Genomic DNA, 21083 nt, shown 5'->3' with positions numbered 1-21083 from the left:
GAGGCGGCGTCGGCACGTGGCGAGGTGCACGGCCGGGCGTGCCGGGTGGCGTCAGCTCACTGGCGCGACGGCGTCGAGGACGTCGTCCCAGCGCTCCCCGACCCCGACGAGGTGCGCCGTGCGGACGTCCTCGCCGGTGATCGTCAGCTCGAGGCGCTCGTCGCTCAGCTGCTCGGCGAGGCCGGCGCCCCACTCGACGATGGTCACGCTGGCTTCGAGGTCGGCGTCGAGGTCGAGGTCGTCGAGCTCGATCGCGCTGCCGAGGCGGTAGGCGTCGACGTGGACGAGCGCCGGTCCGCCGACGAGCGACGGGTGCACCCGCGCGATGACGAACGTCGGCGAGGTGATCGGGCCGCGCACCCCGAGCCCCTCGGCGATGCCCTGCGTCAGCGTCGTCTTGCCGGCACCGAGGTCGCCGGTGAGCACGAGCACGTCGCCGCCGCGGAGCAGGGCGCCGAGCCGACGGCCGAAGTCCTGGGTGTCCTCGGTGGTCGCCCACCGCAGCTGCCGCTCCACGCGGGTCACGCCCCCTTGGGCCGGCTGCGCTTGCCGCGGCGCGCGCGGGCGAGCTCGGCAGCCTCCGTCTCGAGGCGACGCTGACGGCGGTTCTTGGCGACGTCGGTGACGATGCGGCGCACGCGCGGCTGCTTGTCGACCTCGATCTGCTCGGCCCGGGCGCGCGCCGACTGGTCGACGAGCTGCACGAGGTGGGCGTTGAGCAGGTCGGGGTGCTCGAGCATGATGACGTGCCCGGCGTCGTTGACGACGATGTGCTCGGCGCCGGGGATGCCCTCGACGATGAGCTCGCTGTGCGACGGCGGCGTGAGGATGTCGTCACGGCCGTTGAAGACGAGGACGACGGCGTGCCGGAACTCGAGCAGCGCGGGCCGCTTGTCGAAGCCGTCGAACGTCTGGAGGTAGTCGTTGACGACGTCGAGCGGCGTGCTGAGCAGGATGTCGGCGGTGTAGCGCACGACGGAGCGCGGCACCGGCGAGGCGAACGAGTTCTGCTCGACCATGAAGTGCTCGATGTCGCGCCCGACCCGGCGGATCCGGGTGAACAGGTCCGGCCGGTTGCTGAGGGGCCCGAGCACCCCGGGTCCGAGCCGCTCGAGCATGAGCCGGCCGAGGGTGGCGACGCGGCCGCCGTTGGCGAGCATGATGCCGCCGGGGCTCGTGGCGACGAAGCCCGCCCCGACGACGCGCTCGACGACGAAGCGCGGCTGCTGCTCGCCGAGGGCCAGCATCGTCATGCCGCCCATCGAGTGGCCGACGAGCACGATGTCGCCCTCCGGCACGACCTGGTCGATGACGGTGTGCAGGTCCTGCCCGAGGCGGTCGATCGTGTAGCTGTCCTTCTCGCCCCGGCCCGAGCGGCCGTGTCCGCGCTGGTCCCAGCTGACGACGCGGTAGCCGGCCTCCTTGAGGGCCCGCCGCTGGTAGACCCAGCAGCGCAGGCTGAGGCAGTAGCCGTGGGTCAGCACGACCGTCGGCAGCTCCTCGGGCCGGTCGTGCCGTGTCGTGCCCTCGGCGGCCTCCCGGGCGGCCGGACCGGTGGGCAGGTCGATCTCGACGTGGAGCAGGACGCCGTCGTCGGTGACGACCACGCGCTCCTCGTCGGGCGTGATGTCGAGCAGCTCGGGGGTCTCCAGGGCCTCCATCGCGGCGCGGTGCTTGCCGGCCCGGTCCGCGGCGATGCCCGCGGCGACACCGGCGGCCACGCCGAGGGTGGCGGCGGCGACGCCGATGACCGGGTTGCGACGCGGGCTCATGCGTCCTCCCCCGGAGTGCCGACGTAGAGCCGGGGCACGCGAGCGCCCAGCCTGGTGACGATCTCGTAGCTGATGGTGTCGGTCGCGTCGGCCCAGTCCTGCGCGGTGGGCTCGCCGGGCGCACCACCGAAGAGCGTGACGACATCGCCCGCCCGGGCCTGCGAGCCCGGGCCGAGGTCGACGACGAACTGGTCCATGCAGACCCGTCCGGCGATCGTGGTGCGGCGCCCGTCGACGAGCAGCGGCCCGACGTTGGTCGCGTTGCGCGGCACGCCGTCGGCGTAGCCGGCCGGCACGAGTCCGACGACGGTGTCGACGTCGGGAACGTAGGCGTGGCCGTAGCTGATGCCCTGACCGGCCGGGAGCGACTTGACGAGGGCGAGGCGCGCCCGGAGCGTCATGACAGGGCGCAGGCCGAAGTCGTCGTCGACCTGCGGCACCGGCGTCAGGCCGTACATCGCGATGCCGGGGCGCACGAGGTCGGCGTGCGCCGACGGGTGCACGAGGGTGGCGGCGGAGTTGGCGAGGTGGCGCACCTCCGGGCGGATGCCGGCCTGCTCGGCCTCGGCGACGGCCTCGAAGAAGCGCTCCTGCTGGGCCAGCACGGTGGGGTGCTCGGGAGAGTCGGCGTGCGCGAAATGGGTCCAGAGGCCCACGACGGTGATCGAGCCGTCCTCCTCGAGCCGGCGGGCGTGTGCCACGAGAGTGGTCCAGTCGGCACCGTAGGCACCGCCGCGGCCCAGACCCGTGTCGGCCTTGAGGTGCACCCGCGCGGTGCGCCCCAGCGCGGAGGCGGCCGCTGCGATCTCGTCGAGCACCCAGGGTGCCGACGCGGAGAGGTCGATGTCGCGCTCGACGGCGCCGGCGAAGTCCGCTCCGGGCACGCTGAGCCAGGTCAGCAGCCGTGTCGTCAGGCCCGCGTCGCGCAGCGCGAAGGCCTCGGCGAACTGGGCGACCCCGAGCCAGGTGGCTCCGCCACGCACGGCTGCGCGCGCGACGGGCAGCAGCCCGTGGCCGTAGGCGTCGGCCTTGACCACGGCCATGAACTCCGACGACGGGGCGAGTGCGCGCAGGGTGCGCACGTTGGACTCGAGCGCGGCGAGGTCGATCTCGGCCCACACGGTCAGGCCGTGTGTCTGCAGCGGAGCGCTGCCCGGGGCAGCGTCACGGGCGGGGTCCGTCACGGTCCGGTCGGCGTCAGAGGCGTCGATCTCGCTCATGCGTGCAGTCTCGCAGTTCGTCAGGGCTGTCCGGGAACGGGGCGTGGCGACGGGGCTTCGCCGGCGGGCCGGGTCAGCTCGGAGCGGACCGTCCGCGGGCCAGCAGGTCCCGCACCGTGGGTCGTATGCCGTGTGCCACCGCGAGTGCCCGCAGCGGGCCGCCGCCGGACACCCGGTCGGCGGTGACGCCGTGGACCATGGCTCCGAGGGACGCGGCGTCGTGGGGCGTCAGGCCGGCCGCGAGCAGGGCGCCGATGACACCGGAAAGCACGTCGCCGGCTCCTGCCGTGGCGAGCCACGGCGGGGCGTCGGCCTGCGAGCGCACGGGCTCGCCGTCGGTGACGACGAGGGTCGTCGCACCCTTGAGCAGCACCGTGGCGCCGGTCAGGGCGACGAGGCGCCGGGCGTGCCTGAGCGGGTCGGCCTTGACGTCGTCGACGCCCACCTCGGCTCCCGAGCCCGCGGCGTCGTGGTCGGTGTCGCGGTCGGTGGCGCCGTCCTCGAGGCGGGTCAGAAGGCGCGCCAGCTCACCGGCGTGTGGAGTCAGGACGGTCGGCGCCTCGCGCCGACCCTCGACGAGCGCCAGTCCCCCGGCGTCGACGACGACGGGCAGGTCGCTCGCCAGGGCCGAGCGCGCCGCGTCGAGCTGGGTGCGGGCCTCGGAGTCGTCAGCGTCGGTGTCGAGACCGGGCCCGACGACCCAGGCCTGGACGCGGCCGTCACCGACGACCGCCTCGGGGACGGCCTGGTGCACGAGCCCGACCGGTGTCGGCGTGCCGACGTAGCGGAGCATCCCGACCCCGGCCTCGGCGGCGGAGGTGGTGGTGAGCACGGCTGCGCCGGGGTAGGCCTCGCTGCCCGCGACGACGCCGAGCACGCCGCGGGAGTACTTGTCGTCGCCGCTGCCGGGCACCGGCCAGAGGCCGGCGACGTCGTCCCACGTCAGGCGCTCGACAGCTGCGGGCACGTCGTCCACGTCGATGCCGATGTCGACGACGGTCAGGCGGCCGGTGGCGGCCTCGCCCGCCGGAAGCAGGTGCACGGGCTTCGGCGTGCCGAAGGTGACGGTCTCGTCGGCCCAGACGGCGTCGTCCTCGCCCTCCTCGCCTGCCGGGTCGAGCCCGCTGGCGAGGTCGACCGCGATGACCCACGCGTCGTCGTCGACGGAGTCGACGAGTCGCGCGGCGTCCGGACGCAGCCCGGGACGACCCCCGATGCCGACGATGCCGTCGAGCACGACGTCGGCCTCCGCCACGACCTCCGCGGCGGCAGCAGCGGCGCCGGCGGCCTCGTGGACCATGACCCCGGCGGCCTCGGCGGCGGCCAGCCCGGCGGCGTGCACGCCCTCCCGACCAGACGCGGGGACCAGCACCACGGCGCCGGCGAAACCGGCCTCGGCGAGGTGGGCGACGGCATACAACGTGTCACCGCCGTTGTCACCGGCACCGATGAGCCCGACGACGGCGGTGCCGTCGGTGTCGGCGAGGCGCGCGGCGGCCACCTCGGCGAGGCCGAGCGCGGCGCGCGACATGAGCTCGCCCTCGGGCAGCTGCGCCATGGCGGCCGCCTCGGCGGCCCGGACGGACTCGACGGAGTGTGCGCGGATCATCAGCCCTCAGCAATGACGACGGCCGACGCGACACCCGCGTCGTGCGACAGGGACAGGTGGAAGGAGTCGACGCCGAGGTCGTTGGCCCGGGCCAGCACCGTGCCGCCGATCTCGAGCGAGGGACGCCCGTCGTCGTTGGTCACGACCTGGGCGTCGGTCCAGTGCAGCCCGACCGGGGCGCCGAGCGACTTGGCGAGCGCCTCCTTGGCGGCGAACCGCGCCGCGAGGGAGGCGATGCCGAGGTGGCGCTCGTCGGCGGTGAAGAGACGCTCGCGCAGCGCCGGGGTGCGCTCGAGGGTCGCCTCGAAACGCTCGATGTCCACGACGTCGATCCCGACCCCGACGATCACGTCACTCGACCGTGACCGACTTGGCGAGGTTGCGCGGCTGGTCGACGTCGAGGCCCTTGGCCGTCGAGAGCCACAGGGCGAACACCTGCAGCGGCACGACCGTGAGCAGCGGCGCGAGCAGCGGAGAGGTCGCGGGCACCCGGATGACCTCGTCGGCGAACGGCACGACGGCCTCGTCGCCCTCCTCGGCGATGACGAGGGTGCGGGCGCCGCGGGCGCGGATCTCCTGGATGTTGCTGACGACCTTGCCGTGCAGGCCGTGCTCGCTCGTCGGCGACGGCACGACGACGAAGACCGGCTGGCCCGGCTCGATGAGCGCGATCGGGCCGTGCTTGAGCTCGCCGGCGGCGAAGCCCTCGGCGTGGATGTAGGCGAGCTCCTTGAGCTTGAGCGCGCCCTCCATGGCGATCGGGTAGCCGACGTGGCGGCCGAGGAAGAGGACCGAGCGGGTGTCGGCCATGAACTTCGCGATCTCCTTGACCCGGCCCATCTGGCCGAGGAGCGTCTCGATCTTGGCCGGGACGCCGCCCAGCTCCTTCATGACCGACTGGGCGTCGTCGGCGTAGGAGCCGCCGCGCAGCTGCGCGAGGTAGAGCCCGAGCACGTAGCAGGCGGTGATCTGGGCGAGGAACGCCTTGGTCGAGGCGACGGCGATCTCGGGGCCGGCGTGCGTGTAGAGCACGGCGTCGGACTCGCGCGGGATCGTCGAGCCGTGCGTGTTGCACACCGACACGGTGATGGCGCCGAGCTCGCGGGCGTGCTTGACGGCCATCAGGGTGTCCATCGTCTCGCCGGACTGGCTGATCGAGACGACGAGCGTGCGCTCGTTGACGATCGGGTCGCAGTAGCGGAACTCGTGCGCGAGGGCGACCTCGACGGGGATGCGCGTCCAGTGCTCGATGGCGTACTTCGCGACCATGCCAGCATACGCGGCCGTGCCGCAGGCGACGATGGTGATGCGGTCGACGGCCTTGAGCTGCTCCTCGGAGATGCTCATCTCGTCGAGGACGAGCCGGCCCTCGGCGTCGGTGCGCCCGAGGAGCGTGTCGGCCACGGCGTGCGGCTGGTCGTGGATCTCCTTCTCCATGAACGTCGCGTAGCCGCCCTTCTCGGCGGCCGCGGCGTCCCAGGTGACCTCGTAGGCCTTGCCCTCGGCGGGCGTGCCGTCGAAGTTGATGACGGAGGCGCCGTCGGGCGTGATCGTGACGATCTGGTCCTGGGCGAGCTCGAGCGCGTGGCGGGTGTGGCCGATGAAGGCCGCGACGTCGGAGCCGAGGTAGTTGGCGTCGTCGCCGAGGCCGACGACGAGGGGGCTGTTGCGGCGGGCGCCGACGACGACACCGGGCTGGTCGGCGTGGATCGCGAGGAGCGTGAAGGCGCCCTCGAGGTCGGCGACGACGACGCGCATGGCGGCCGTCAGGTCGTGCTCGCGGTCGTAGGCCGCGGCGACGAGGTGGGCGACGACCTCGGTGTCGGTCTCGCTCGTGAACTCGACGCCGTCGGCGAGCAGGCCCTGCTTCAGGGCGTGGAAGTTCTCGATGATCCCGTTGTGGATGAGGGCGAGCTTGCCGTCCTTGCCGCCGCGGTGCGGGTGGGCGTTCTGGTCGGTCGGGCCGCCGTGCGTGGCCCAGCGGGTGTGGCCGATGCCGGTCGTGGACGACGGCAGCGGGTCGGACTCGAGCTCGGCGACGAGGTTGGCCAGCTTGCCCGACTTCTTGCGGGTCTCGACGTGGTCCCCGTCGAGCAGGGCCACCCCGGCCGAGTCGTAGCCGCGGTACTCGAGGCGCGCCAGACCCTCCATGACGACGTCGAGCGCCGTCCCGTCATCGGTCCGCCCGACGTACCCCACGATTCCACACATGAGAACCAGCCTAGGGGAACCCCTGAGGGCCCGACGCCACCCTCGGCCGTGGTGTCCGCAAGAATGTCCAGCGTGTCGCAGCCATCCAGCGGGATCGACGGGAACGGCTCCGACGGGAGCCGTGCCACCAACGGCACGGTGATCCCGTCGCCCTACGTCGAGTTCGACCGGGCCGCGTGGTCCCGGTTGCGCGAGAACCACCCGCTCAACCTCGACGACGCCGACCTCGCGCGCCTGCGCGGGCTGGGCGACCGGGTCGACCTCACCGAGGTCGAGGAGGTCTACCTCCCGCTGTCGCGCCTGCTCAACTTCTACGTCGGGGCCACGCGGCAGCTGCACCAGGTGACGAGCGACTTCCTCGGCGAGCGTCCCGCCAAGACGCCCTTCGTCATCGGCGTGGCGGGGTCGGTGGCCGTCGGCAAGTCGACGACCGCCCGCATCCTGCGCGAGATGCTGGCGCGCTGGCCCGACACCCCGCGGGTCGCGCTCGTGACGACCGACGGCTTCCTCTTCCCCAACGCCGAGCTCGAGAGCCGGGGACTGTTGCAGCGCAAGGGCTTCCCCGAGTCCTACGACCGGCGCGCGTTGCTGCGCTTCGTCGCCGAGATCAAGTCGGGGCGCGAGGAGGTCACGGCCCCCGTCTACTCCCACCTGACCTACGACATCGTCCCCGGCGAGCGCATCGTCGTGCGGCAGCCCGACGTGCTCATCGTCGAGGGCCTCAACGTGCTGCAGGCGCCCCAGGTGCACCCCGTGCGCGGCACGGGGCTCGCTGTCAGCGACTTCTTCGACTTCTCCGTCTACGTCGACGCATGGGTCGACGACGTGCGCAAGTGGTACGTCGAGCGCTTCCTGCGCCTGCGCGAGACCGCCTTCTCCGACCCGGACTCGTACTTCCACCGCTACGCCGTGCTCTCCGACGAGGAGGCGGTCGCGACCGCCAACCGGATCTGGCGCGAGATCAACGGCCCGAACCTCGTCGAGAACATCCTGCCGACGCGCTCGCGCGCGAGCCTCGTGCTGTCCAAGGGCGACAACCACGAGGTGCGCCGGGTGCGCCTGCGCAAGATCTGACGCCCTGCGAGCGGTCAGGGGACGCCTGGGACGACGTATGCCGTGTGGCGCGCTCCCCCGGGAACGCGCCACTCGGCATACGACTCGGTCAGGTCAGTACCAGTGCGGCGAGCGCGCCTGCCACGTCGACCAGGCGTTGCACGGGTTGCCGTAGGACATCTCGATGTACCAGAGGCCCCACTTGATCTGGGTCAGCGGGTTGGTGCGGTAGTCGGCACCGAACTGCGACATCTTGCTCGCCGGCAGGGACTGCGGGATGCCGTAGGCGCCCGAGCTGGAGTTCTCGGCGAACCAGCGCCAGTCGCTCTCACCGGTCCACAGGTTGACGAGGCAGTTGTACTGCGCGTCGCTCGTCCAGCCGTGGTCGGCCATGAGGACGCGGGCGGCCGACTTGGGGTCGTCCTTGGCGTTGTCGATGGCGCGCTGGCGCTCCTTGGCGAGGGCTGCCTTGGCGGCGGCCTTGCGGGCCAGCTCGGCCTGCTTGGCGGCCTCCTGCTTCTTCTTCGCCTCGAGCTCCTTGGCCGTGCGCAGGCCGGTGGCGGCGATGGCGGTGCGGCGCTCGTTGCGCGAGACGGAGGCGGCGGCGCGGTAGGTGGTGTCGACCGTCGAGGCGCGGGCCAGCTCGTCGGTCTGGGCGACGACACCGCTGCCGACGACGAACGCGGCCGCGTCGGCGCCGATGAGGTTCGTGGCCTTGGCGTAGGCGAAGCCCGACGCGCCGAGGCCCAGGGCGAGGGCGCCGGCGAGGATCGGCCGACCGACGTGCCGCTTGCGCGAGGTCTGCTTGGCGTGGCGGCTGCTGCGGCTGGCGTGCGCCGGCGCGGAGGCGGTGTTCCGGTCGCCAGGGGTCCGGTCGGCGGTGTGCGTCCGGTCGGTGCGCGGCGCCGGCTCAGCGGTCTTGGCGGACTCAGCGAGCTCAGCGGGCTCGGCGCGGTGGGCGGGCGACGGGACGACCGGTATGGCGCGGGTCGGGTCGAACGCACGCCGCGCGCCCGGGGTGACGGGACGGGCCTGCGGACGCGTCGCCGGACGGGGGCTGCGAGGGACTGCGGGGACCTCCTCGCGCCGGGCCGAGCCGGACCGCGCCGGAGAGGTGGCGGGGTTCGGGCGCGGAGCGGTCGAGGGGGCCGGAGCGTTGCGGTGCCGGCCTTCATACCGTGCCATGAACAGACGTCACGCCTTCCTGGGGTCGGGGGCTGCCCGGCGCAGAGTGTACGGGCGACCGCCCGTCGACGGCTGCGCCCGACGTGAGAACACGGTCCCGGCCGATCGCGCTCACACCCCACGGTGAGCGTTATCGTTCCGAGACCTTTCAACCTGACACGGTGCCAGCCGATCGGATCAGGAGCAAATCGGTGTCCACCGCCCAGACGCGTCTCGGACGACCGGGCACGTGGCCCAGCGCACAGCGTCCCCGAGAACCGTGCTCGGGGACGCCGGTGCGCTGTGTGACTCAGGTCACATCGATTCCTTCGAGCATGTCGGTGACCAGGGCCGCGATGGGGCTGCGCTCGCTCCGGGTCAGCGTCACGTGCGCGAAGAGCGGGTGGCCCTTGAGCTTCTCGATGACCGCCGCGACGCCGTCGTGCCGGCCGACGCGGAGGTTGTCACGCTGCGCGACGTCGTGGGTGAGCACGACCTTGCTGTTCTGCCCGATACGGCTCAGCACCGTGAGGAGCACGTTGCGCTCGAGGGACTGGGCCTCGTCGACGATGACGAACGCGTCGTGCAGGGACCGGCCACGGATGTGCGTCAGGGGAAGGACCTCGAGCAGCCCGCGGTCCATGATCTCCTCGACGACCTCGGTCGAGACGAGGGCGCTCAGGGTGTCGAAGACCGCCTGGCCCCATGGGTTCATCTTCTCCGCCTCGGTGCCGGGCAGGTAGCCGAGCTCCTGGCCGCCGACGGCGAAGAGCGGCCGGAAGACGAGCACCTTGCGCTGGATCCGGCGCTCCATGACCGATTCGAGGCCGGCGCACAGGGCGAGCGCGGACTTGCCCGTGCCGGCCCGGCCACCGAGGCTGAGGATGCCGACGTCGGGGTCGAGCAGCAGGTCGAGGGCGATGCGCTGCTCGGCGCTGCGACCGTGCAGGCCGAACGCGTCGCGGTCGCCGCGGACGAGCCGGATCTGCTTGTCGGCCCCGACCCGCCCCAGACCGCTTCCCCGCGGCGAGAGCAGGACGAGACCGGTGTGGCACGGCAGCTCGGCTGCGCCGGCGTGCTCGATGCGTCCGCGGTCGTAGAGCTGGTCGAGCTCCTCGCTGCTGACCTCGAGCTCCTGCATCCCGGTCCAGCCGGAGTCGATGCCCTGCTCGTGGCGGTACTCCTCCGCCTCGAGACCGCACGCCGAGGCCTTGACGCGCATCGGGAGGTCCTTGCTGACGATCGTCACGTCGGCGCCCTCGTTGGCGAGGTTGCGGGCCACGGCGAGGATCCGGGTGTCGTTGTCGCCGAGCCGGAACCCGGCCGGCAGCGAGGACGGGTCGGTGTGGTTGAGCTCGACGCGCAGGGTGCCGCCGTCGGTGCCGACGGCCACGGGCTTGTCGAGCCGTCCCTCGCTGACGCGCAGGTCGTCGAGCAGTCGCAGGGCCTGGCGGGCGAAGTAGCCGAGCTCCGGGTGGTGACGCTTGCCCTCGAGCTCGGTGACGACGACGACCGGCAGGACGACCTCGTGCTCGGCGAACCGCAGCATGGCCCGCGGGTCGGACAGCAGCACCGACGTGTCGAGGACGTACGTCTTGTGCTCGGGCTCGCGCTGACGAGCCGTCGTGCGTGTGGTGGCGCGTGTGGAGGCCGCGGCCGACTTGGTGGTGCTGGCGGTCGTGCTGGCGGGGTCCGACGTGACCTGACGGGTCGTACGTGCCATGTGCCACTCCCTACGCGACGCGCTCAGCGCGCCTCATCGCTCCCGAGATGCCGGGCGGCCACCAGAGGGTGGCGTCGTGCCCGGCCCTCCGTCCTGAGCGATCGCTCCATGGGTGGGCCTCCTGGCAACGTCCGACGGGTGTCGGCCGTTGGATCGACGGTACGACTCGGGGGTGACAGTGGCGGGGATTGAACGCCGTCGTGTCGTCGTGTCGCCCGAGTGTTCACACGGGCATAACGCTCCGGACGCCGCACGGCGTCGGGGCGGCGCCGAGCCGGCAGCGACCCGTGTCGTCGGGCTCAGCGCCGTCGCGACCCCGCGACGAGCGCAGCCACGCCGACGAGCGCCGAGAAGGCGCCGAGCAGCACGATGACGACCATGGCGCCGGCGCCCGTGGGCGTCTCCCCCGTGACCGCGCGCCGCAGCGCCAGCACCATGACGAGCGTGACGGCGGCGCACACCACCACGAGCACCCAGCGCCCGACGCTGGCCACCCGCGAGTCGCCGCCGAACGCGTCCCCGACGTCGCCACCGGCGGCCGCCGCGGCCTCGAGCGGGTCCACGCCGGGGTGACGCCGCCGCCACGCCCGCCGCGCCACGCCCATGCGGACGACCACGGCCCCGATGACGACGAACGCGAAGCCGGCCACCGACCGGGCCACTTTCGCGTCCGGACCGCCGAACACGGCATACGCCAACGAGAACAGGCCGACGCCGCCGAGCACGGCGCCCAGCACCACGGTCGTGCGGACCCCCACCGGGCCGAGCGGCCGGGTGGGGTCTTCGAGCCAGGCGTACGGCGGCGGGTCGCTGCTCACGCCCAGGGCGAGCGACCCATGACGCGGACGTACTCGCGCTTCCAGCGCCAGCGGACGGCCGCGATGGCCATCCCGACGACGCCCAGCCCCGCGAAGATGGCGAGGATGAGGTAGGCCACGCCCATGGCTCCCTCGGCGCCCTGGTCGGCGCCCTTCTTGACCATGAAGAAGAAGACGACGCCGAGGACGGCGAAGGCGAGGAAGAAGACGAACATGAGCGCCGGTTCGCGGATCTTCAGCGTCAGCAGCCCACGCTGCTGGCTGACGTAGGAGAAGGGCTCCTTGGGCGGTGTCGCGCCGGCCGGTCCCGTGGCGCGGGGAGTCGGGGCGCTCATGCGCTGACCACCTCGGTGTAGAGAGCCGAGACCGCGGCCTGCAGACCCTCGGCGTCGACGATCCCGCCGGTACCGGTGCCGGGGCCGGCCACGTCGGCCAGGGCCTCGAAGCCCGAACCCGACCGCCGGACAGCGAGGTTGGAGCTGCCCTCGAGCGTCTGCACCTCGAGGAAGACACCGGACTCGGGGTTGGCGGCGAAGCGCTCGCGCACGAGCCCGGTCACGAGGGCGCCGGTCTCGCCGTTGCGCTCGCCGAGGCGGATGAACCACGAGGCGAGCTGGCGCGGCTGCATGAGCGCGATGACGGTGTCGGACTCGACGAGGATCGCAAAGTCCATCTGGCTGGCGTTCTCACCGACGAGCCCCACGCGGGTCCAGCGGGTGGCCGCGCCCACGGCGTACTCGACGAGGGCGGCGTTGGACCGGGTCTGCGCCTCGCCGTCGTCGGTCACGGTGAGCCAGCCCCGGGACGCGAGGCTGGAGGCCCCGGCGAGCAGCGCGGCGTCGTCGGCCGAGTGCGGGTCGAGCATGAGCAGGCGGCGCGAGCGCTCGCCGGCGGGCGTCTCGTGGCGGGCCATCAGGTAGGCGAGCTCGGCGGCCCCCAGCCCGAAGACGTCGTCGGGCAGCTCGAAGCCCTCGAGCGGGGTGCCCTTCATCGGGTCAGCCATGGTTCTCCTCGGTCGTTCACGGTCGGTCGTTCACGGTCGGTCGTTCACGGTCGGTCGTTCGTGGTCGGCGGTGTTGCGGTTGGGCGGTTCACGGTCTCAGGTCCTGGTCCCAACGATGCCGGGCGGCGCGGAATCTCGCCTCCCGGGCAGCCGGCGCCCGTCAGGATCCTGGGTCGACGGTCCGGGTCAGAAGGGCCACGCGGCGTCGGCGACGTCGCCCAGGGTGTCAGCGGCGCCGGAGGCGAAGTCACCGACCGCGTCGACCGCGTCGGACGTGAAGTCACCGACGGCGTCGGCGGCGTCCGAGGTGAAGTCGGTGATCGTGTCCCAGTTGTCGTAGACGAGCTGCCCCACGGCCATGCCGCCGGCGGCGATGCCGCACACGACGTCGACCGGAGGCGGCGTCAGCAGGGCCGCGGCCCCGAGTCCGGTCATCACCGAGTCGTAGCCGGCCCGGCCGTAGTTGCCCTCCGAGATGTCGTTGGCGACCGTGAAGCCACCGAACGCGACCCCGATCGGGCCGAGCGCCTTGCCCACGGTGCCCAGGGTGCGGGCCAGCGCCCCGCCCTCCGCCAGGGACGGCAGGAAGCGGGACAGCGAGCCCCAGTTCTTCGGCGCCAGCGCCTCGCCGAACTCGGCCAGCCGGCCGGTCTTCCACGCGTTCTTGAGGTTGGCGAACAACCCGGTCGTGCTGTCCCAGCTGCCGAGGTTGGACAGGAAGTTCCTGATCTTCATGCTCGTGCCGAGCAGGCCCACGGCGGTGCCGAGCCCCTTGATCGGGCTCCAGATCGACTTGAGGAGGTCGTAGCCGGGGATGCCCTTGCCGCCTCCGCCACCGGGACCGCCGTTGCCGCCGGCTCCTCCGGGGCCACCGCTGCCGCCGGCGCCCTGACCGCTCGTCGTGTCCTGGGCGCCCGCGTTGCGGCGCAGCGCCTCGGCCAGCTTGCCGAGGTCGGTCCCGAACTGCGTCAGCTGGGCCTCCACCGGGGGCCAGCGGTTCATCAGGTGGTCGAGGTCGGGGCCGCCCCACTGGCCCTTCAGAGCGTGGACCGCACGGCTCGCGTCGCTCTTGACGGTCTCGCACTCGCGCGCGTGGCCCGTGATCCGCTCGGCCGAGGCCCGCAGGGCCACCGGATCGGCACCCTTCTTGTAGATCGCCATCTGTCGTACTCCCCTGATGTCGTCGCCGCTGTCGAAAGTCCGGCCCGGTCTGTGCTGCTCAGTGCTGGTGGGCGCTGGTCGGTGCTGGTCGGGCCGGTGCGGGCCCGGGCGTCTCGGCCCACCCGCAACCTACGCAACCGGGCCAAGCCGGACAATGGGGAGCACTCCCCGGTGTCCGCTCGGCCCGCTCGGGCCGCTCAGCCCCCTCGGTCCACCAAGCCGTCACTCAGCCCTCGTCCACGGTCACCCGCCGAACCGACGGTGCCGGCCGGCATACGCCCTCAGGGCGCGGAGGAAGTCGACGTGGCGGAAGTCGGGCCAGTACGCCTCGCAGAAGTAGAACTCCGACGTCGCACTCTGCCAGAGCAGGAAGCCGCCCAGGCGCTGCTCGCCGGACGTGCGGATGACGAGGTCGGGGTCGGGCTGGCCCTTGGTGTAGAGGTGCTCGGCGATGTCCTCGACCGTGAGCTCGGCGGCGATCTGCTCGATGGTCTCGCCCTCGGCGGCCCGGGCGAGCAGCAGGTCACGCACGGCGTCGGCGATCTCGCGGCGACCGCCGTAGCCGACGGCGACGTTGACCGTCATGCCGTCGACGTCCTTGGTGCGCTCCGCTGAGGCGCTCAGGCTCGCGGCGGTGTCGGGCGGGAGCAGGTCGAGGGCGCCGACGATCTTCAGCTGCCAGTTGCCGGAGTCGGCGAGGTCGGCAACCGCGGTCTCGATGATCTTCAGGAGCGGGGCGAGCTCTTCCTCGGCGCGGCGCAGGTTGTCGGTGGAGAGGAGCCAGAGCGTGACGTACTCGACGCCGGCGTCACGGCACCACTCGAGCAGCTCCTCGATCTTGTCGGCGCCGGCCTGGTGGCCACTCGCCGTGCCCGCCCCGCGGGCGCGCGCCCAGCGGCGGTTGCCGTCGAGCATGACGGCCACGTGGCGCGGGAGCGCCTCCTTGGGGAGGTCCTTGAGGACTCGACGCTCATATGCGCCGTAGACCACATCGCGCCACCCCACGGGGCCTCCTCGTCGACTCGCTCGTGTCATCGCCGGTCAGGTCTGGGCAGCCCGGGAGAGCCGCGGTCCCACCGTACCCCCCGCCCCTCGCGCGTCCGCGGAGGTCGGCCGGAGGTCGGCCGCAGGTCGGACCGACGACTACCTACGCTTCCGTAACCTACGGTTGCGTAGGTTACACTCGGCGACATGAGCACCACTCCCGAGCCAGCCCCGCAGGCCACGTCGAGCGCTCCGGTCGCCGACCTCGTCGCGGTCGTCAAGCCCCGCCTCCGCGGCTGGCTGCACCTCGCGATGTTCCCCGTCGCCGTCATCGGCGGCCTGGTCCTCGTGCTCCTGTCCGACCCCGGAGCCGTGCGCACCGCCTCGATCGTCTTCACGATCAGCGCGGCCCTGCTCTTCGGCGTCTCGGCGGTCTACCACCGCGGCACCTGGGGCCCGAAGATGTCGGTCCTGCTCAAGCGCTTCGACCACTCGAACATCTACCTCATCATCGCCGGCACCTACACGCCGTTCGCGGTGACGCTGCTGCCCACCGACCAGGCGCGGGTGCTCCTCTCGGTGATCTGGGGCGCTGCCGTTGCGGGCGTGCTGTTCCGGGTCTTCTGGGTCAGCGCGCCGCGCTGGCTCTACACGGCGCTCTACCTCGCGCTCGGCTGGGCCGCGGTCTTCTACGTCGTGCCGTTCTGGCGCCAGGGCGGTCCGCTCATCGGCTCGCTCATCGGCCTCGGCGGCCTGCTCTACACCGCCGGCGGCATCGTCTATGGCACGAAGCGGCCCAACCCGTGGCCGCGCTGGTTCGGCTTCCACGAGGTCTTTCACGCCTTCACGCTCGGCGGCTTCCTGACGCACTTCACCGCGGTGATGCTCGCCGTGATCGGCTACCAGGCCGCCACCTGAGCATCCGCGTGACATGACGAACGCCCCGGCAGGATCTGCCGGGGCGTTCGTCGTCCTTAGACGGCGTATGCCGTGTGCCCGGGTCTCAGGGACGCGGGGCCTTGCCGCGGGCGTCGGGGTCGTCGCCGGGCTCGGCCGGGCTGTCGGGCTCGCCCGGGGTGGTCGGCGCGGCGCTCTGATCGGCCGGCGTGACCGCGTCGGCACCGACGCGCCTCGAGCCGTCGACCTCGGCGTTCGCCGCGAACTCCTCGGCGCGGTCGCGGTCGCGGTAGGCCATCCGGCGCAGACGGCTGTTCATGTTGCGCACGAGGAACCACAGGGCGAGCGCCAGCACGAAGAAGGCGATGAAGCCCCAGATGCCGGGACCGACCGGGAGGTTGCCGCCGCCGCTCATCGGGTGGTGCCTGCCGTCGTCGAGTCGCGCTCGCTGTCGTCCTCGTCGGCGTGCGTCTCGGAGCTGTCGCCGCGGGCGCGACCGTGCTCCTTCTCGCCCTCCTCGAGCTCGGGCTCGGGCTCCTCGGTGATGCGGCCGTCGTGGACGAGCGTGAGGTCGGTGCGGGTCGCGAGCGCGTCGGCCTCTGCCGGGCTGCCGAGGCCGGCGAAGAGGTCGTCCTCGCCGTCCGCGATGGGCACGTACGACAGGGCCGCCTCGAACTCCTCGACGCCCCAGACGCGCCGCTGGATCTCGAGCGGCACCTGGAACCAGAAGCCGTCCGGGTCGACCTGCGTGGCGTGCGCCAGGAGCGCGCGGTCACGCGTCTCGAAGTGCTCACCGCACGCGATCGTCGTGGTCGGGCGCCCCGAACGGCGCGGCTTCCAGTTGGCCAGCCACTCGGCATACGGGCTCTCGAGTCCCTCGGCGAGCATGGCGTCGTGGATCGCCTCGAGGCGCACCTTCGACCATCCGCCGTTGTAGTAGATCTTGAGCGGCTGCCACGGCTCGCCGGCGTGCGGGTAGCGGGTCGGGTCGCCGGCTGCCTCGAAGGCCGCCATCGACACCGTGTGGCACATGATGTGGTCGGGGTGGGGGTAGCCACCCTTCTCGTCGTACGTCGTCATGACGTGCGGACGCCACGTGCGGATGACCCGCACGAGCGCCTCGGTGGTGACGTCGATGTCCTCGAGCGCGAAGCAGCCGTCGGGCAGCGGCGGCAGCGGGTCGCCCTCGGGCAGGCCGGAGTCGACGAAGCCGAGCCACGTGTGCTCGCACCCGAGCACGTCCTGCGCGGCCTTCATCTCGTCACGCCGCACCTGCGCGATGTCGCGCAGGATGTGCGGGTCACCCTTGAGCTTCTCGTTGAGGATGTCGCCGCGCTCACCGCCCGTGCACGAGACGACCATGACGGACGCACCGTCGGCGACGTACTTGGCCGTCGTCGCGGCGCCCTTGCTCGACTCGTCGTCGGGGTGCGCGTGCACCGCCATCAAACGCATGCCCTCGGCCACGTGGCTCCCTGTTCGTCTGCAGTGTCGGTGGGGGTGCGGGTGGCTCGTCGTGCTGATCGTGCTCGTCGTGCCTCCCGGCGCCCGGGTCGGTGCGGCTCCCGCTGCGTCATGGGAGACACTGGACCCGCTCTCCATCCTCTCACTCCCCCGCGCCCCACCATGCACGGGCTCGAACCGCCAGGACCTCGTATGCCGTCCCGCCAGACCCTGCCCCGCCCCGCTCCCGGCCAGCTGAAGTGGTGGATCGTCGGCACGGTCGGCATCCTCGCGGGCGTCGGCCTCGCCATCTGGTTCGGGCTGTCGTCGACGCTGGGCCAGCCGAGCTGGCAGACGCTCGGCTACAAGGTGGTCAGCGACCAGCAGGTGCGTGTCGACTTCGAGGTCACCCGACCGGGCGGCCGGGCCATGACGTGCACGATCGAGGCCCTGGCGCGCGACTTCGCCCCCGTCGGCACGAGCACCGTCCAGGTGGCGGCGAGCGCCGAGGAGACCACGACCGAGTCGGCGATGCTGCGCACGACGTCGCGGGCCGTGACGGGGCAGGTCAAGACCTGCTCCTGAGCGGCGGGAAACGCGGCCGAATGCGGCGTGAACTGCATCTTTGCTACTCATTTTGTTATCCTGAATGCTTCATCCAGGGTCCGGACCCGTCGCCGACCGGCACATGCGTTGTCGACAACCCCGTTCGGGCCCTTTCTTTTGTGCAGGCGCCCACGCGAGCACCGCGTGGGCGCTGTTCATCCAAGGAGTGACAACCGTGACCGAGACTGCCGCTGGCTTCCTGACCCAGGAGGCCCATGACCGCCTCAAGGCGGAGCTGGACCAGCTCACGGGCGAAGGTCGCCTCGAGATCGCGCGCAAGATCGAGGAGGCCCGCGAGGAGGGCGACCTCAAGGAGAACGGCGGCTACCACGCCGCCCGCGAGGAGCAGGGCAAGATGGAGGCCCGCATCCGCCAGCTCACCGAGCTGCTCCAGAACGCGACGATCGGCGAGACGCCCCCCGACGACGGTGTCGTCGAGCCCGGCATGCTCGTGACGGTCGAGATCTTCGGCGACGAGGAGACCTTCCTGCTCGGCAACCGCGAGATCGCCGACGGCTCCGACCTGCAGGTCTTCTCCGAGAAGTCGGCCATGGGCGCTGCCATCAACGGCAAGAGCGTCGGTGACAGCACGAGCTACGAGGCCCCGAACGGCAAGACCATCGGGGTCAAGATCCTGGCCGCGAAGCCCTACACCGGCTGACCGCCACACCCACCTGACCCGAACGGGCCGGTTCCCCAAAAGGGGGACCCGGCCCGTTCGCCTACCCTCCCCCACCCTCAACCGTCGAGTGGCCAATGTTTGCGGGTCCCCACCGTCGAGTGGCCAATATTTGCGGGTCCTCCACCGTCGAGTGGCCAATGTCTGCGGGTCCTCCACCGTCGAGTGGCCAAGGTTGCAAGTGCGCACCCGCTAGGACCGTCGACGACGAGGCCTAGCGAACTGCGCGGGTGCGAAGAACTGCGGCGCAGCGGACATGACATCGAGCAGATGGGCGTTGACCCCGAGAAAACCTGCGAGCTCTCGCAGCTTCGCAGCACGGGCGTCGTGCTCGAAGACGTCGGCCGAGACGATCTCGACGACGGCCCAGTCGCCTCGCTCGACGCGATCGCGTCGAAGGCCGTCGTGGACGCGATCCCGCAGTCGGGTGTGGAACTCGACGCCGAGGAACTCGCCGACGACACGTTGCTCCTCCCAGACCAGGTCGCCGAAACCGAGCCAGTCGCCCGAACGGCTCACAACAGGCGCATTGAGCTTCGGCTCGGGCAGCCCGGCCCTCATGACCATGAGACGACTGCGGGTTTCCATGGGTGACCATGAGCCCATCCGGACACGCGGGAGCGCAAACGTCAGGGTCACCTTCCCGCGGGGCCTGACTCTGGACTCGATGGCCCTCTTGAGCGGAGCGAGCTCGCCGAGGAGATTTGCCGCCGCATCCCCCGCCACGATCAGGTCGTCCAGCCCCACGGGCAGCCCAGCGCCGACGTACTCCCCCAGGTCCACCCAGGTGTCGGCAGGCCCCACGACGGGCAGACCGTTCACCTCGACCACGCCGCGCGACTCCAACCCGCGGTGACCCCGCACCTCGCCGCGTCGAATGCGGTTGGCGGCGGTGCACGTGACGATGTGGATGTCCGGGTCCTCCTCCAACGCATACGGCAACGGGATGCCGAGGAGCCGAGCGGCCGTAGCGTGGGCGAAAGCGAACTCCTGCGGCGCCACGGCGGCGAATGCAGCTGCCCGCTCGCGCAGGTTCATCGGGATCTCGGCGGTCCTGACACCAGGCGTGGGTGTCCAGAGGTCACCCGCCCTGAGACGGGAGGGCGTCACTCCTCTCGCGAGGGCGTCCTGCGTGCGGAACGGCCGCAGGAGCAGGTCGGGCGGGAGTGCCTGGGATTCCATGGGCCGACGCTTCCGCCTGCAAGCACGGTGCGCCATGCGCTTGACGAGCCTGTGGGTCACGCCGTGCCCCGGCATAGGGATGTGGACAACGCCCAGACAGGTCACGGACTTTGGCCTCTCGACGAGCGGAGACCCACGAACTTTGGCCTCTCGAGGAGCGGAGACCCACGAACTTTGGCCTTTCGACGGGTGAGGACCCGCGAACTTTGGCCTTTCGACGGTTAGAGGGAGTGGGCGAGGGTTTGGGCCAGGTCGGGGGTGTCGGCGAGGAGGCCGATGGCGAAGAAGAGGTATGCCGTGTCGACCGTCGCGCGGGCCGCGCGGGGCACCTTCCAGCCGCCCGCGTGGTCGGCGAGGACGGCCCCGAGCACGTGGTCCCGACCGACATCGTCGCTGTGCCGCAGCACTCCCCCGGAGCCGACGAGGGCCACGACGTTGGCGAGCGGCCGCGCCGACTCGGTGGGCTGCGGGGGGCGGGCGTGACGCCGCACCGCGACGAGCGCCGCGAGCCGGGCCAGCTCGAGGTCGTGGGACCGCTCGACGTCGTCGACCGGCAGCGAGGCGGGCCGCTCGTGGACGCGGGCTGCATACGCCCTCAGCGCGTCGGGGTCGGGCACCGAGGCGAGCAGGTGCTCGGACTCCGCCGCCTCGAGGACGTGCTCGGCGTTCCACCGCATGCCGAGGTCGCCCTCGACGGTGCGGGCGTGCCAGAGCGGCGCGACGACGTCCTTGCGCAGGACGGCGTCCTCGCCCTCGGGGGTCAGGCACGAGTAGACGTCCGTCGTCGCGCCGCCGACGTCGACGACCATGACGTCGCCGTCGGTCACCGAGGCGAGCACCTCCACGCCGCGCAGGACGACGTCGGGGGTCGCCGCCTCGACCATCGCGGCGAACGCCGGGTCGCGGGACAGCCCCTTGCCGCCGATGACGTGCCGCAGGAACGCCTCTCGGATCGCGGCCCGGGCCGACTCCGGCGCGATGACGCCGATCTGCGGCAGCACGTTGTCGGCAAGGACGGTCGGCCGGCCGGTCGCCGCGAGCAACGCCGCCGCCTCGTCGCGGGCATCGACGTTGCCGGCGACGACGATCGGCACAGCGTGCGCACCGTGACCCCCGATGGCGCCCTTGGCCAACCGGGCGGCGTTGTGCAGCAGGACGTTGCGGTTGCCGCCGTCGGTGCCGCCCACGAGCAGGACCAGGTCGGGGCGCGCGGCGCGGACGGCCGCGACGTCGGCGGTCGTCAGCTCCCCCGCCGCCACGTGGACGACCTTGGCCCCCGCCGAGAGGCCCACGCGGTGCCCGGCCTGGGCTGTGACGGTGCGCTCGTAGCCGACGACCGCGAGCCGCAACCCGCCGCCAGCGCTCGAGCAGGCCCGCACGACAGCGTCGTTCGGGACCTCGAGCGCGGACCGCAACGTCCGGTAGCCGTCGAGGATGTCGCCGCGCCCCTGGGTGCCCGTCGTCGGCGTCGACGCCGTGCCGAGCACGGCGCCGTCGTCGCCGATGAGGGCGCCCTTGGTGAAGGTCGACCCGAAGTCGACGGCGAGGATCGTCATGG

Annotated in this window: 21 protein-coding genes; 4 read left to right on the top strand and 17 right to left on the bottom strand. The window is 72.2% G+C overall.

The features are described 5' to 3' along the window. Positions 1-51: 51 nt before the first annotated feature. The 6 genes from tsaE to glmS form a co-directional block, all read right to left on the bottom strand. Positions 52-516: a tRNA (adenosine(37)-N6)-threonylcarbamoyltransferase complex ATPase subunit type 1 TsaE gene (gene tsaE / locus U5C87_RS10325; RefSeq protein ID WP_330476482.1), complete on the bottom strand. Its 465-nt coding sequence runs from the start codon at positions 514-516 to the stop codon at positions 52-54. A 5-nt stretch (positions 517-521) separates the two neighbouring features. Beyond that, positions 522-1772 carry an alpha/beta fold hydrolase gene (locus U5C87_RS10320; RefSeq protein ID WP_330476481.1) on the bottom strand — a complete coding sequence of 417 codons (1251 nt, stop codon included), beginning with the start codon at positions 1770-1772 and terminating at the stop codon, positions 522-524. Further along, positions 1769-2992, bottom strand: coding sequence for an alanine racemase (gene alr, locus U5C87_RS10315; protein ID WP_330476480.1), 1224 nt, complete (start codon positions 2990-2992; stop codon positions 1769-1771). Before alr ends, U5C87_RS10320 begins: the two co-directional genes overlap by 4 nt. A gap of 73 nt (positions 2993-3065) precedes the next feature. Continuing rightward, positions 3066-4601: a bifunctional ADP-dependent NAD(P)H-hydrate dehydratase/NAD(P)H-hydrate epimerase gene (locus U5C87_RS10310; RefSeq protein WP_330476479.1), complete on the bottom strand. Its 1536-nt coding sequence runs from the start codon at positions 4599-4601 to the stop codon at positions 3066-3068. Beyond that, a complete protein-coding gene (locus U5C87_RS10305; protein ID WP_030196644.1) occupies positions 4601-4951 on the bottom strand; it encodes a holo-ACP synthase in 351 nt (116 codons plus the stop codon). Before U5C87_RS10305 ends, U5C87_RS10310 begins: the two co-directional genes overlap by 1 nt. Before the next feature lies 1 nt (position 4952). Then, the gene (glmS, locus tag U5C87_RS10300) at positions 4953-6812 is read right to left on the bottom strand and encodes a glutamine--fructose-6-phosphate transaminase (isomerizing) (protein ID WP_330476478.1); all 1860 of its coding nucleotides are present in this window, start codon (positions 6810-6812) and stop codon (positions 4953-4955) included. Positions 6813-6875: 63 nt separating this feature from the next. Between glmS and coaA the strand changes: the two genes are divergently transcribed. Continuing rightward, positions 6876-7886, top strand: coding sequence for a type I pantothenate kinase (gene coaA / locus U5C87_RS10295; RefSeq protein WP_330476477.1), 1011 nt, complete (start codon positions 6876-6878; stop codon positions 7884-7886). Between the two features lie 93 nt (positions 7887-7979). Here coaA and U5C87_RS10290 read toward each other — a convergent pair whose 3' ends face one another. The 7 genes from U5C87_RS10290 to U5C87_RS10260 form a co-directional block, all read right to left on the bottom strand. Then, complete coding sequence (locus U5C87_RS10290) at positions 7980-9050, bottom strand: lytic transglycosylase domain-containing protein (protein WP_330476476.1); 1071 nt, start codon at positions 9048-9050, stop codon at positions 7980-7982. A 289-nt stretch (positions 9051-9339) separates the two neighbouring features. Further along, positions 9340-10752 carry a PhoH family protein gene (locus U5C87_RS10285; RefSeq protein WP_330476475.1) on the bottom strand — a complete coding sequence of 471 codons (1413 nt, stop codon included), beginning with the start codon at positions 10750-10752 and terminating at the stop codon, positions 9340-9342. Between the two features lie 299 nt (positions 10753-11051). After that, complete coding sequence (locus U5C87_RS10280) at positions 11052-11570, bottom strand: hypothetical protein (protein WP_330476474.1); 519 nt, start codon at positions 11568-11570, stop codon at positions 11052-11054. Next, a complete protein-coding gene (locus U5C87_RS10275; protein WP_330476473.1) occupies positions 11567-11905 on the bottom strand; it encodes a hypothetical protein in 339 nt (112 codons plus the stop codon). The genes U5C87_RS10280 and U5C87_RS10275 overlap by 4 nt, the downstream gene beginning before the upstream one ends. Beyond that, on the bottom strand, positions 11902-12573 hold the full coding sequence (locus tag U5C87_RS10270) for a hypothetical protein (protein ID WP_330476472.1): 672 nt from the start codon (positions 12571-12573) through the stop codon (positions 11902-11904). The genes U5C87_RS10275 and U5C87_RS10270 overlap by 4 nt, the downstream gene beginning before the upstream one ends. Before the next feature lie 186 nt (positions 12574-12759). Then, positions 12760-13734 carry a WXG100 family type VII secretion target gene (locus U5C87_RS10265; protein WP_330476471.1) on the bottom strand — a complete coding sequence of 325 codons (975 nt, stop codon included), beginning with the start codon at positions 13732-13734 and terminating at the stop codon, positions 12760-12762. A gap of 243 nt (positions 13735-13977) precedes the next feature. Then, positions 13978-14769, bottom strand: a complete 792-nt coding sequence (locus U5C87_RS10260; protein WP_443082114.1) for an isoprenyl transferase — start codon at positions 14767-14769, stop codon at positions 13978-13980. Positions 14770-14925: 156 nt separating this feature from the next. On the opposite strand from U5C87_RS10260, the gene trhA reads away from it, so the two are divergent. Next, positions 14926-15636 carry a PAQR family membrane homeostasis protein TrhA gene (gene trhA / locus U5C87_RS10255; protein WP_330476469.1) on the top strand — a complete coding sequence of 237 codons (711 nt, stop codon included), beginning with the start codon at positions 14926-14928 and terminating at the stop codon, positions 15634-15636. Positions 15637-15721: 85 nt separating this feature from the next. On the opposite strand, the gene U5C87_RS10250 is transcribed toward trhA, so the two are convergent. Together U5C87_RS10250 and mca are read right to left on the bottom strand one after the other, a co-directional pair. Continuing rightward, positions 15722-16030, bottom strand: a complete 309-nt coding sequence (locus U5C87_RS10250; protein WP_330476468.1) for a hypothetical protein — start codon at positions 16028-16030, stop codon at positions 15722-15724. Continuing rightward, positions 16027-17082 (bottom strand): mycothiol conjugate amidase Mca, encoded by a 1056-nt coding sequence (gene mca, locus U5C87_RS10245; protein WP_330476467.1) that lies wholly within the window; start codon positions 17080-17082, stop codon positions 16027-16029. Before mca ends, U5C87_RS10250 begins: the two co-directional genes overlap by 4 nt. Before the next feature lie 189 nt (positions 17083-17271). Here mca and U5C87_RS10240 point away from each other — a divergent pair, with 189 nt between their 5' ends. Both U5C87_RS10240 and greA read left to right on the top strand, forming a co-directional pair. Further along, a complete protein-coding gene (locus U5C87_RS10240) occupies positions 17272-17643 on the top strand; it encodes a DUF4307 domain-containing protein (RefSeq protein WP_330476466.1) in 372 nt (123 codons plus the stop codon). Between the two features lie 196 nt (positions 17644-17839). Then, positions 17840-18325, top strand: coding sequence for a transcription elongation factor GreA (gene greA / locus U5C87_RS10235; RefSeq protein WP_030196589.1), 486 nt, complete (start codon positions 17840-17842; stop codon positions 18323-18325). A 210-nt stretch (positions 18326-18535) separates the two neighbouring features. Here greA and U5C87_RS10230 read toward each other — a convergent pair whose 3' ends face one another. Both U5C87_RS10230 and U5C87_RS10225 read right to left on the bottom strand, forming a co-directional pair. Beyond that, positions 18536-19381, bottom strand: coding sequence for a hypothetical protein (locus U5C87_RS10230; RefSeq protein WP_330476465.1), 846 nt, complete (start codon positions 19379-19381; stop codon positions 18536-18538). Between the two features lie 365 nt (positions 19382-19746). Further along, positions 19747-21081: a glutamate mutase L gene (locus U5C87_RS10225; RefSeq protein WP_330476464.1), complete on the bottom strand. Its 1335-nt coding sequence runs from the start codon at positions 21079-21081 to the stop codon at positions 19747-19749. Positions 21082-21083: the final 2 nt, after the last annotated feature.

The organism is Terrabacter sp. C0L_2 (genome assembly GCF_036352015.1).
In the GTDB taxonomy this organism is placed as follows: Bacteria; Actinomycetota; Actinomycetes; order Actinomycetales; family Dermatophilaceae; genus Terrabacter; species Terrabacter tumescens.
The sequence above is the reverse complement of the archived record's forward strand: the minus strand, read 5'-3'. Positions and strand labels throughout refer to the sequence as shown.

Coding starts and splice junctions, on each gene's coding strand:
- U5C87_RS10320 (WP_330476481.1), bottom strand. CDS start 1,772: ATGAGCCCGCGTCGCAACCCGGTCATCGGCGTCGCCGCCGCCACCCTC.
- alr (WP_330476480.1), bottom strand. CDS start 2,992: ATGAGCGAGATCGACGCCTCTGACGCCGACCGGACCGTGACGGACCCC.
- U5C87_RS10310 (WP_330476479.1), bottom strand. CDS start 4,601: ATGATCCGCGCACACTCCGTCGAGTCCGTCCGGGCCGCCGAGGCGGCC.
- glmS (WP_330476478.1), bottom strand. CDS start 6,812: ATGTGTGGAATCGTGGGGTACGTCGGGCGGACCGATGACGGGACGGCG.
- coaA (WP_330476477.1), top strand. CDS start 6,876: ATGTCCAGCGTGTCGCAGCCATCCAGCGGGATCGACGGGAACGGCTCC.
- U5C87_RS10290 (WP_330476476.1), bottom strand. CDS start 9,050: ATGGCACGGTATGAAGGCCGGCACCGCAACGCTCCGGCCCCCTCGACC.
- U5C87_RS10285 (WP_330476475.1), bottom strand. CDS start 10,752: ATGGCACGTACGACCCGTCAGGTCACGTCGGACCCCGCCAGCACGACC.
- U5C87_RS10275 (WP_330476473.1), bottom strand. CDS start 11,905: ATGAGCGCCCCGACTCCCCGCGCCACGGGACCGGCCGGCGCGACACCG.
- U5C87_RS10270 (WP_330476472.1), bottom strand. CDS start 12,573: ATGGCTGACCCGATGAAGGGCACCCCGCTCGAGGGCTTCGAGCTGCCC.
- U5C87_RS10265 (WP_330476471.1), bottom strand. CDS start 13,734: ATGGCGATCTACAAGAAGGGTGCCGATCCGGTGGCCCTGCGGGCCTCG.
- U5C87_RS10260 (WP_443082114.1), bottom strand. CDS start 14,769: ATGACACGAGCGAGTCGACGAGGAGGCCCCGTGGGGTGGCGCGATGTG.
- trhA (WP_330476469.1), top strand. CDS start 14,926: ATGAGCACCACTCCCGAGCCAGCCCCGCAGGCCACGTCGAGCGCTCCG.
- U5C87_RS10250 (WP_330476468.1), bottom strand. CDS start 16,030: ATGAGCGGCGGCGGCAACCTCCCGGTCGGTCCCGGCATCTGGGGCTTC.
- U5C87_RS10240 (WP_330476466.1), top strand. CDS start 17,272: ATGCCGTCCCGCCAGACCCTGCCCCGCCCCGCTCCCGGCCAGCTGAAG.
- U5C87_RS10230 (WP_330476465.1), bottom strand. CDS start 19,381: ATGAACCTGCGCGAGCGGGCAGCTGCATTCGCCGCCGTGGCGCCGCAG.
- U5C87_RS10225 (WP_330476464.1), bottom strand. CDS start 21,081: ATGACGATCCTCGCCGTCGACTTCGGGTCGACCTTCACCAAGGGCGCC.